The following is a 9,313-nucleotide window of genomic DNA, read 5'->3' as shown; positions in this document are numbered from 1 at the left end:
ACCCCGGCAGAATTTGCTGCAAGTTGGCGAACTCACCAGCAGCAACTGAAGCAGGAAAAATTGATCTCAACCCCAGAGCCTACTAACTAGGCAGAGGTACTAAAACTGGGGCAGGTCAGCAATCCGAAAGAAAATCCCTCCCCCTCCTACCGAGTATTTCCTACTGCATCAACGTTGTCCATTTGAGAGGTTGTCCCCAGCTTCGTGCGAGGACCCTCATGAAACGCCCATCCCCTGCATCAATGATTCTTGGCCTCTGCCTGGCGGCAATGGCCGGCCTGCTGGGCTACCAGCAGTACCAACTCATTCAGCTCCGATCAGGCGTGGACAGTGCCGCGGAAAAGACCTCGCTAAAGGCGATCCTGGCTCGCTTGAATCGAGTCGACGAGCGCCTCGACACCGTGGATGGACAGCACCTGGTCAGCAACGAGGACTTCCGCTCAGGCCAGCAGGCGTTGTCCAACCGCATTGACGCCGCGCAGGCGTTCGCCAAGGATGCCGTCGAGAACCTGGCTCAGACCACCGCCTCGGCCGGCGATCTCCTGGTGCTCAAGGCAACCGTGGAGACACTGGACGGTTCTGTCCGCACGCTTCAAGAAAAGCAGGCCAAGGCGCCGCCGCTGATCGTGCCAGCGCCAAAACGCCCCATACCCGCCAAGCCCAAGCCGAAACCCAAACCGATGGAGCCTCCTCCCTTCTCGATCCTTGGCGTGGAGTATCGCGGGGGCGAACGGTTTCTGTCGGTTGCACCTCCGGGATCCACCCAGCTCAGCCAGATCTACCTCATTCGCCAGGGAGATGCCGTCGCCGGCACGAACTGGCGACTGACCGACCTTGACGATGGTACCGCGCACTTCGACGTCGCCGGCGCCTCGCGCAGCGTTCGCATCCAACCATAGGACCCCGCCCATGATCAGAACCGTATCGCTCCTGTCCGGCCTGGTGCTGCTGCTGAGCTATCCCGCAGTCGGCCAAGAGGCTGCGGCAAGCCGAGAGACCAGCAGCCAGCTGTCCGGTAGCCAACTCGGCACGCTGAAACAACAGATATCTCAGAGCGACCTGGCCCAGGAGTGGGGACTGAACCAACAGGAATGGACCCGCTACCAGACGCTCATGCAAGGCCCCCGGGGCGTGTACTCGCCTGGCATTGACCCGCTGACCGCGCTGGGCATCGAGGCGCGATCGGCAGAGGAACGGCGGCGGTATGCCGATCTACAGGTCCAGGCCGAACGGCGCCGGGTCGAGAAGGAACTCGCCTACCAGCGCGCATATGACGAAGCCTTCGCCCGCGCCTATCCAGGCGAGGGGGTGATCCGCCTCACCGAAAACAGCGCGGCCAACCCGTCGAGCGCGCCGAACATGAGCCCAGCGTTGCAGAGCAGCGGGCGCCTGGCCCTGTTCGTCCAGGACAACTGCACCGCCTGCATCCAGCGGGTCCGAGACCTGCAACATGCAGAAAAGGAGTTCGACCTCTACTTCGTCGGTAGCCAGAACGACGCAGAGCGAGTGCGGCACTGGGCAATCCTCGCCGGCATCGACCCGAAGAAGGTTCGCAGCAAGCAGATCACGCTCAATCATGACGAGGGCCGCTGGATGGCCCTGGGACTGGGCGGGGCCCTTCCCGCCCTGGTACAGGAGGTGAACGGCCGATGGCAACGTCTGTAGTTCGAGCCCTCCAACTGGCCACCCTGCTGGCCCTAGTCAACATCGCTCAGGCCGCCGTGGATCCACCGCCGGCGTACAAGCAGATCGCCCTGGCCAAAGGGGTTCCGGCCGAGGTGCTCTACTCGGTCGCGCTGACCGAGAGCAAGGTCCTGCTGCGCGGCGAATACGTTCCCTGGCCCTGGACATTGAACCTCGCCGGGAAATCCTACTACTACGCAACCCGCACCACCGCCTGCACAGCGCTACTCGCGGCAATCAACCTCTACGGGGCCAAGAGCGTCGATTCCGGCCTCGGCCAGGTCAACATAGGCTGGAACGGACATCGTTTCTCCAGCCCCTGCGAGTCCCTAGATCCGTACAAGAACCTGGACGCCACCTCCGACATCCTGATCGAGCAGCGGGACGCCCTGTATGCATCCGCCCCGGGAAGACCGGTGGACTGGATCCAAGTTGCCGGCCGCTACCACCGCCCCGCCGGCGGCGCGCCTGCCGCCAAATACCGTAGGACGGTATCCCGCCACCTTAGCCAAGTCCTCGGCGTCAACCTACTGGTGACCAATCCATGAAGAAGATCCTTGCCACGCTGGCATTTTGCACAGTGCTCGCGACTCAAGCCTGGGCCGCCGGGCTGATCGTTGTCGAAGACCTCGGCGGCGCCTCGGCGCTCCCCTACTACCAGGGCCTGGATCCGCAGCCATCCGCTGCCGCACCAGGACCTGGCGACCTGGGCATCCGTGGCTCAGGTGCGTTTCCAGTTCGCTCCGCCCGCCTTTCGCCAGGACAGGTCCAGGGGCGCGCCATCAACGCTCCAGGCCTGCAACCGCTGTTCCTGGTCGGCGACGACACGCTGTCTCGAACCTGGCTGAAAGAACGAGTCGACGAGCTCCGAGGCCTCCAAGCCGTGGGCCTGGCAGTGAACGTGGCCAGCGAAGCGCGCCTGACGGAAATCCGGGCCTGGGGGAAAGGACTTCAGATATTGCCGGCGCCGGCGGACGACCTGGTCGACCGGCTAGGGCTGCGGCACTACCCCGCCCTCATCACATCCACCGCCATCCAGCAGTAGGAGTCCTCATGACTACTCACCTGATCACCCTAGTCATCAAGCAGCCGAGCGACGCTCAGGCACGCCAACTCATGTACCAGGGGTTGCTCGACCTGATCTCACGCTACGGCGGTGAGGTGGCGTCCAAGGCCTTAGAGGACGAGTCGACCCTCTGCGAGCTGCTGGAGCAGATGCTGCCTGATGATGAGGTAGAGCAAGCCAGGAAACAGGTGCTCGAACTTCATGCCAAGGGCCGCCGATCGGGCCGCCTGCAGGCGCCGGCAAGCCTGAAGGTGTAACCCATGGCTGGCCAGTACCCGCTGGAAGCGCTCTTGCGGCCTGCCGTGGAGCTCTACACCACCACCGTGTGCTTCACCGCGGCCGCGCTCTGCATCGTCGCGCCGTGGACGTTCGCCCTCACTCCGCTGTTCGGCATCGTGGCCGCGCTGTGCTTCGCCTGGCTGGGTATCGTGCGGCTGAAGCAGGCCGGCGTGGTGCTCCGCTACCGGCGGAACATTCGCCGACTGCCGAAGTACACGATGACCAGCGCCGAGATGCCGGTCAGCAACGAACACCTGTTCATCGGTAAAGGATTTCGCTGGACGCAGAAGCATACGCAGCGCCTGGCAGATACCTACCTGCCCCAGTTCGCCTCCTACGTCGAGCCCTCGCCGCTCTACCAGCGCGCGCGCCGGTTGGAGAAGCAGCTCGAGTTTGCCCCCTTCCCCCTGAAGCTGGTCGCCAAAGCCACTGCCTGGGACGTGGCCTGGAACCCCGCTCGGCCGTTGCCACCCGTGGGCGGTCTGCCTCGGCTCCACGGCATCGAACCGCGAGAGGAGGACGTGGGATTGCAACTGGGCGAGCGCGTCGGCCACACCCTGGTGCTTGGCACCACGCGGGTGGGTAAGACGCGACTCGCGGAACTGTTCATCACCCAGGATATTCGCCGCACCCACTACCGGGGCCGACGCCAGCGAGTGAAGATGGGCCGGCGGACCCAGACGGTTCACCACGGCTATCGGCGCCGGCGCGCAGAGGAGCAGCCGGACTACGAGGTGGTGATAGTCTTCGACCCGAAAGGCGACGCTGATCTGCTGAAGCGTATGTACGTGGAATGCGAACGTGCCGGCCGCCTGGACGAGTTCTACGTGTTCCACCTCGGTCATCCTGACCTGTCGGCACGCTACAACGCCGTCGGCCGGTTCGGTCGGATCTCTGAGGTCGCCACCCGCGTCGCCGGCCAGCTCTCCGGCGAGGGCAACAGCGCGGCGTTCCGCGAGTTCGCCTGGCGGTTCGTCAACATCATCGCCCGCGCGCTGCACGCGCTGGGTATCCGGCCTGACTACCAGCAGATCCTCCGGCACGTCGTGAACATCGATGCGTTGTTCGTCGAATATGCGCAGAAATACATCAGCGAGCACGATCCCAGGGCCTGGGACACCATCATCCAGATCGAGGGCAAGCTCAACGACAAGAACATCCCGTTCAACATGAAAGGACGGCCCCTGCGGGTCGTAGCCATCGACCAGTACCTGACACAGAAACGCATCGCCGACCCGGTCATGGAAGGCCTGAAGAGCGCCGTGCGCTACGACAAGACCTACTTCGACAAGATCGTGGCCTCGCTGCTGCCGCTGCTGGAGAAACTCACTACCGGGCGGATCTCGGAGCTTCTTTCGCCCAACTACGCGGACCTCAACGATCCGCGGCCGATCTTCGACTGGATGCAGGTCATCCGCAAACGCGCCGTGGTCTACGTCGGCCTCGACGCACTATCGGATACCGAGGTCGCCGCCGCGGTGGGCAACTCCATGTTCAGCGACCTGGTCTCGGTAGCGGGTCACATCTACAAGCATGGTGTCGATGACGGCCTGCCCGGCTCGCTCGCTGGCGGCAAGGTCCGCATCAACCTGCATGCCGACGAGTTCAACGAGCTGATTGGCGACGAGTTCATCCCCATGGTCAACAAAGCGGGCGGCGCCGGCGTGCAGGTGACGGCCTATACCCAGACCATGAGCGACATCGAGGCCAAGATCGGCTCCCGCGCGAAGGCCGGTCAGATCATCGGCAACTTCAACAACCTGTTCATGCTGCGGGTGCGCGAGACCGCCACGGCCGAACTCCTTACCAATCAGCTCCCCAAGGTCCAGATCTACACCAGCACGCCGGCGAGCGGCGCCAACGACGCGATCAACAACAAGAAGGCAGCCTTCACTTCCAGCTCGCACGACCAGGTGCAGATGACCAGCGTGCCAATGCTCGAGCCGGCCCACATCGTTGGTCTGCCCAAAGGACAAGCGTTCGCGCTACTCGAGGGCGGCAATCTCTGGAAGATCCGAATGCCGCTGCCAGCGGTCGATCCCGACGAGGTGATGCCGAAAAGCCTGCAGGAGCTGGCTGCCGGTATGCGCAAGGGCCAGGCCGCCAACAGCGAGTGGTGGGAGGCGCCGGGATACTCCGCCCTGCAGGATAGTCTGCCCCAGGACCTGGTCGACGATTTCCGTCACCTCGGCGCCGGTGAGGATGCCGCCTGATGGCTGAAGTCACTCAACGTGCAGAGCAGCAACAAGAGAGCCAGAAGACCCTTCTCGGCACCATCATCAGTACGCCCTTCCAATTTCTCGGCGTGATGTTCGGGTCGCTGATCGGCGCAATCATCGTGGAGTGGGTTTGCCTGTATTTCTTCTGGCCTGACGCGGGCTGGAAGCATGCCCAGGCCATGTTCGAGTACGAACTCAGTTGGCTGTCGCAGGGGCTGCTACACAGCGTCGTCGTGCAGGAGCCAGGTCGAACCGCCACCTGGCTGGCCCAGTTGGCTTATGACTGGTTGTTCGTGAAGACCGGGATGGTCGACTGGATGACCAACATGACTACCATCGCGCAGGCCGGGCCACGGAGCCCGCTGGACGTTCGCTATCTCACCGCCCAGGGTGTCTCCACGCTGCAGAACTACGGCCTGGCCGCGCTGTACACGGTGCTGACATTCGTCGTGCGCCTGGTGATCCTGGTCATGACGATCCCGTTGTTCCTGATGGCCGCGTTCACCGGCCTGGTGGACGGCCTGGTGCGCCGGGACCTGCGCAAGTTCGGCGCCGGCCGGGAGTCCAGCTACCTCTACCACAAGGCGCGCGGCAGCATCATTCCGCTAGCGGTCGTCCCTTGGACGCTCTACCTGGCAATCCCCATCAGCATCAATCCCCTGCTCATCCTGTTGCCCTGCGCCGCGCTGCTCGGCGTAGCGGTATGCATCACAGCATCCACCTTCAAAAAGTACCTGTAGGAGACCCGCCGTGCAGTGGACTCACGAACAGTCACCGATCATCCAGTCGAAGGCATCGAAGATCCTGGTGCGAGCCTTCGCCGGCACTGGCAAGACCACCACCCTGGTGGGCTTTGCCAAGGCGAACCCTACCCTGAGAATCCTCTACCTCTGCTACAACAGCTCGGTGGAAAAGGCCGCGAAGGGCAAATTCCCCCGCAACGTAGTATGCAAGACCGCCCACAGCCTGGCTCATGCGGTGTATGGCATCCAGTACGCCCACAAGAAGACGAAGAACCTGCGTCTGACCGATATCGCCCGCGGACTCGATACCCAAGACTGGGAGTTGGTACGTGACGTGCTGGCCACGCTGAACAACTACATGGCTAGCGCCGACGCAGAGCTCGGCCGACCGCACTTCCCGCGCTTCCGCGACAAGGCGTTCCTCACCAGTGCCCAGGAACGCTTCCTCAAGCAGGGCCTGGACATGGCGCGAGTAGTCTGGAGGCGCATGGTCGATCTCCAGGACACCGGCATGCTGATGCCCCATGACGGCTACCTGAAGCTGTATCAACTGAGCAAGCCCGATTTGAGCCAGCGCTTCGACTGCATGCTCCTGGACGAGGGGCAGGACATCAACCCAGTGATCGCGGACATTGCCCATTGGCAGCGCATCAGAATGGCTATCGTCGGCGATCCCCATCAGCAACTCTACCGGTTCAGGGGCGCAGAAGATGCCCTAAACAGCGACTGGATGGCCGGCGCCGAGGAGCACTACCTGACCCAGAGCTGGCGATTCGGCCCCGCGATCGCACACGTGGCCAACATCATCCTCTCCTACAAGGGCGAGACACGGAAACTTCAAGGACTGGGTCCGCAGACGCTGGTGAAAAAGTCCCTCCCGCCGGACCTTCCTCACCGCACTTTCATTCACCGCACCGTTATCGGCGTCATCGAGAATGCCCTGCAGCTGGTCCGCAATCATCCGGAGCCCAAATTCCACTGGGTAGGCGGTATCGACAGTTACTCGCTGCGCGACCTGGAGGATCTGTACGCATTCAGCCGAGGCCTACGCCAAAACGTCCAGAACAAGAAACTGCTTCGTGACTACCGCGACTACACCCAGTACGTGGAGATCGCCGAGATCAGCCAGGACGGTGAGATGCTTCGCTCGATCAAGATCATATCGACCTACCCTGATCTGCCTGCGCGGATCCTTGAGCTTCGCTCACTGACCCTTGACGATGAGCTGGACGCAACAATCACCCTGACCACCGCACACAAGGCCAAGGGGCTGGAATGGGATTTCGTTTGCCTGTACGACGACTTCAACGCGGACCCGCTGGCCCCCGACACCGACCCAGGCAAGCGCGACGATGAGTTGAACCTGATCTACGTCGCAGTGACCCGCGCGATGAAGATCCTCGCCATCAACAGTCTGGTGCTGTCGATCATGCAGCGGTACGTGGACGACAGAAAACTGAAGGAGCAGATAGCTAGCTGTAAAAAATGACTCAAAAAATGATATTGGTCACAGCGAATGCCTGATATTGACATAAGGCAAAGAGATTTGTAGCCAACTCATTCAGCCTAGGAAGTACTCACACCAAGACTTTAACGTTAGGTCACAGCGGAGCATTGAGATGAAACTTATCCTTGATTTCGACGGACGCCTTCTAAATCCAAGCAACATGCTAGAGGCCCTATCAAAAGCAGGAAAGAATACAAGCATCAGCATAAGCAACGCGCAAGCATTAAATATAGAAACTCTTCTCAAGGCAACAACCACTGCAGAAAACACAAAAAACCTCTCAACAACTTTCAACGGCGCAGAGCTGACTGCTAACAACCTTCAGCAAGTCATAAATTCAGCAGGATCACTAACCAGAGTATCCACAATAGCCGCACAAGCCATTAATATAAACACACTTCTTTCCGCAATATCTACAGCAGGCAACTCAAAGAATTTTAGCGCAGAATTCAATGGAGCCCAACTCAGCAGCGACAACCTACTTAGAGCAGTAAATGCGGCAGGAACAAACACCAGCATAAGCGTCAATACCGCACAAGCGGCAAATATAACCGCCCTTCTTCAAACTATTCATGCAGCAGGTGACACAAAAATATTCAGCGCAGAGTTCAATGGCGCTCAACTTACTTCAAACAACATTCAACAAGCTTTAGACGCCGCAGGAACCCGAACATCCATTAGCGTCAATACCGCACAGGCGGTTAATATAAGCACCCTACTAGCCCTCATCAACTCTGCCAAAGACACGAAAAAGTTTAGCGCCGACTTCAATGGTGCACAACTAACAGCAGACAATCTTCAGCAAGCGATCAGCGCTGCGGCCTCGGGTACCAATATCAGCGTCAACACCGCTCAGGCGGCGAATATATCCACCCTTTTACAGGCCATCAACATCGCGGGCAACACTAAAAAATTCAGCGCCAACTTTAATGGTGCCCAACTCACTTCAAACAACATCCAGCAGGCGCTCCGAGCGGCAGGATCGAACACATCAATCAGCATGAACTCCGCACAATCCGCCAACCAAAGCACCCTACTTGAACTTCTAGACATAGCAAGTTCCAGCAAGCAATTCCAAGCCAATTACAACGGCGGCATGTCTAATCCGAACAACCTACAACAGATAGTTTCTCGTGCAGGCGCCAGTACAACCGTGTTTATTTCCGACGCACAAGGCCTACCAATCGCAAATATCCTTACCCTTATATCATCTGCCGGATGAGACTTATAACCGTGGATGAAAACACACCATCCACGGCTATACCCTAGTCCATACTGCCTTTTATCTGAACTAGTCTTCCATCGACAAACCTAAGCTTCTGGTACCATCCATTCCTTGGTCCGTATACCCAGTTTTCGACAGTAGCAGCCCCCCGCACTATATAGCCACTACCATCCACTGCGGGCCCTTCAATTTTACGGCTATCAGGGTTGCCGCACTTTCTAAGCACATCATCAATCAAGTCGCCCTCACTAACAATTGCCGACCCGCATCGTAATGTAGCGGCAGCCACCCCATAACTGCCCAACATAGCAGCCATGGCTAGCAAAACTCCAATAGAGATGTTTCTAAGCATCAGCCGTCTCCCTTAGAAATATATATGAAATATACACCCAGACGTCCATACGTGTCTCTAAACCCGCCAACCACCAGAAATTCACTGGTGCTAAGCCTAGTATTTTCGGTTGAGGCCCTCCTCCTGCTCTTGAAACCGTGCGGTTCTACTCGAACCGCTCTAGGAGCACGTCATGAAGCAGACCTTCGAATACCACATTGAGAATATCGGGTATCCGGAATTTCTGGTTGATAAAATGC

General features: G+C 59.6%; 10 protein-coding genes. 9 read left to right on the top strand and 1 reads right to left on the bottom strand.

The annotated features are described in order from the left end of the window. Positions 1-218 precede the first annotated feature (218 nt). The 9 genes from HMPREF2914_RS27215 to HMPREF2914_RS32700 all read left to right on the top strand — a co-directional run bounded on the left by HMPREF2914_RS27215 (position 219) and on the right by HMPREF2914_RS32700 (position 8,719). Positions 219-899 carry a hypothetical protein gene (locus tag HMPREF2914_RS27215; protein ID WP_003134165.1) on the top strand — a complete coding sequence of 227 codons (681 nt, stop codon included), beginning with the start codon at positions 219-221 and terminating at the stop codon, positions 897-899. A 10-nt stretch (positions 900-909) separates the two neighbouring features. Continuing rightward, entirely contained in the window at positions 910-1,665 is a 756-nt protein-coding gene (locus HMPREF2914_RS27210) for a TIGR03759 family integrating conjugative element protein (protein WP_003086180.1), read from the top strand. Continuing rightward, positions 1,650-2,231: a hypothetical protein gene (locus HMPREF2914_RS27205; protein ID WP_003086178.1), complete on the top strand. Its 582-nt coding sequence runs from the start codon at positions 1,650-1,652 to the stop codon at positions 2,229-2,231. Before HMPREF2914_RS27210 ends, HMPREF2914_RS27205 begins: the two co-directional genes overlap by 16 nt. Next, the gene (locus HMPREF2914_RS27200) at positions 2,228-2,728 is read left to right on the top strand and encodes an integrating conjugative element protein (RefSeq protein ID WP_003086176.1); all 501 of its coding nucleotides are present in this window, start codon (positions 2,228-2,230) and stop codon (positions 2,726-2,728) included. Before HMPREF2914_RS27205 ends, HMPREF2914_RS27200 begins: the two co-directional genes overlap by 4 nt. Before the next feature lie 8 nt (positions 2,729-2,736). Further along, entirely contained in the window at positions 2,737-3,006 is a 270-nt protein-coding gene (locus tag HMPREF2914_RS27195) for a hypothetical protein (protein ID WP_003086175.1), read from the top strand. 3 nt (positions 3,007-3,009) lie between these two features. Beyond that, entirely contained in the window at positions 3,010-5,241 is a 2,232-nt protein-coding gene (gene traD / locus HMPREF2914_RS27190; RefSeq protein WP_003086174.1) for a type IV conjugative transfer system coupling protein TraD, read from the top strand. Then, positions 5,241-5,987 carry a TIGR03747 family integrating conjugative element membrane protein gene (locus HMPREF2914_RS27185; protein ID WP_003086173.1) on the top strand — a complete coding sequence of 249 codons (747 nt, stop codon included), beginning with the start codon at positions 5,241-5,243 and terminating at the stop codon, positions 5,985-5,987. Before traD ends, HMPREF2914_RS27185 begins: the two co-directional genes overlap by 1 nt. Positions 5,988-5,997: 10 nt before the next feature. After that, the gene (locus tag HMPREF2914_RS27180; protein ID WP_003086172.1) at positions 5,998-7,479 is read left to right on the top strand and encodes a UvrD-helicase domain-containing protein; all 1,482 of its coding nucleotides are present in this window, start codon (positions 5,998-6,000) and stop codon (positions 7,477-7,479) included. Positions 7,480-7,609: 130 nt separating this feature from the next. Continuing rightward, positions 7,610-8,719, top strand: a complete 1,110-nt coding sequence (locus HMPREF2914_RS32700) for a hypothetical protein (protein ID WP_003086171.1) — start codon at positions 7,610-7,612, stop codon at positions 8,717-8,719. Positions 8,720-8,762: 43 nt separating this feature from the next. Here the strand turns inward: HMPREF2914_RS32700 and HMPREF2914_RS32085 are convergent, their stop codons facing one another. Further along, positions 8,763-9,029: a DUF2845 domain-containing protein gene (locus tag HMPREF2914_RS32085; RefSeq protein ID WP_223193886.1), complete on the bottom strand. Its 267-nt coding sequence runs from the start codon at positions 9,027-9,029 to the stop codon at positions 8,763-8,765. Between the last annotated feature and the right edge of the window lie 284 nt (positions 9,030-9,313).

It is taken from the genome of Pseudomonas sp. HMSC067G02 (assembly GCF_001813485.1).
GTDB lineage: Bacteria > Pseudomonadota > Gammaproteobacteria > Pseudomonadales > Pseudomonadaceae > Pseudomonas > Pseudomonas aeruginosa.
The sequence above is the reverse complement of the archived record's forward strand: the minus strand, read 5'-3'. Positions and strand labels throughout refer to the sequence as shown.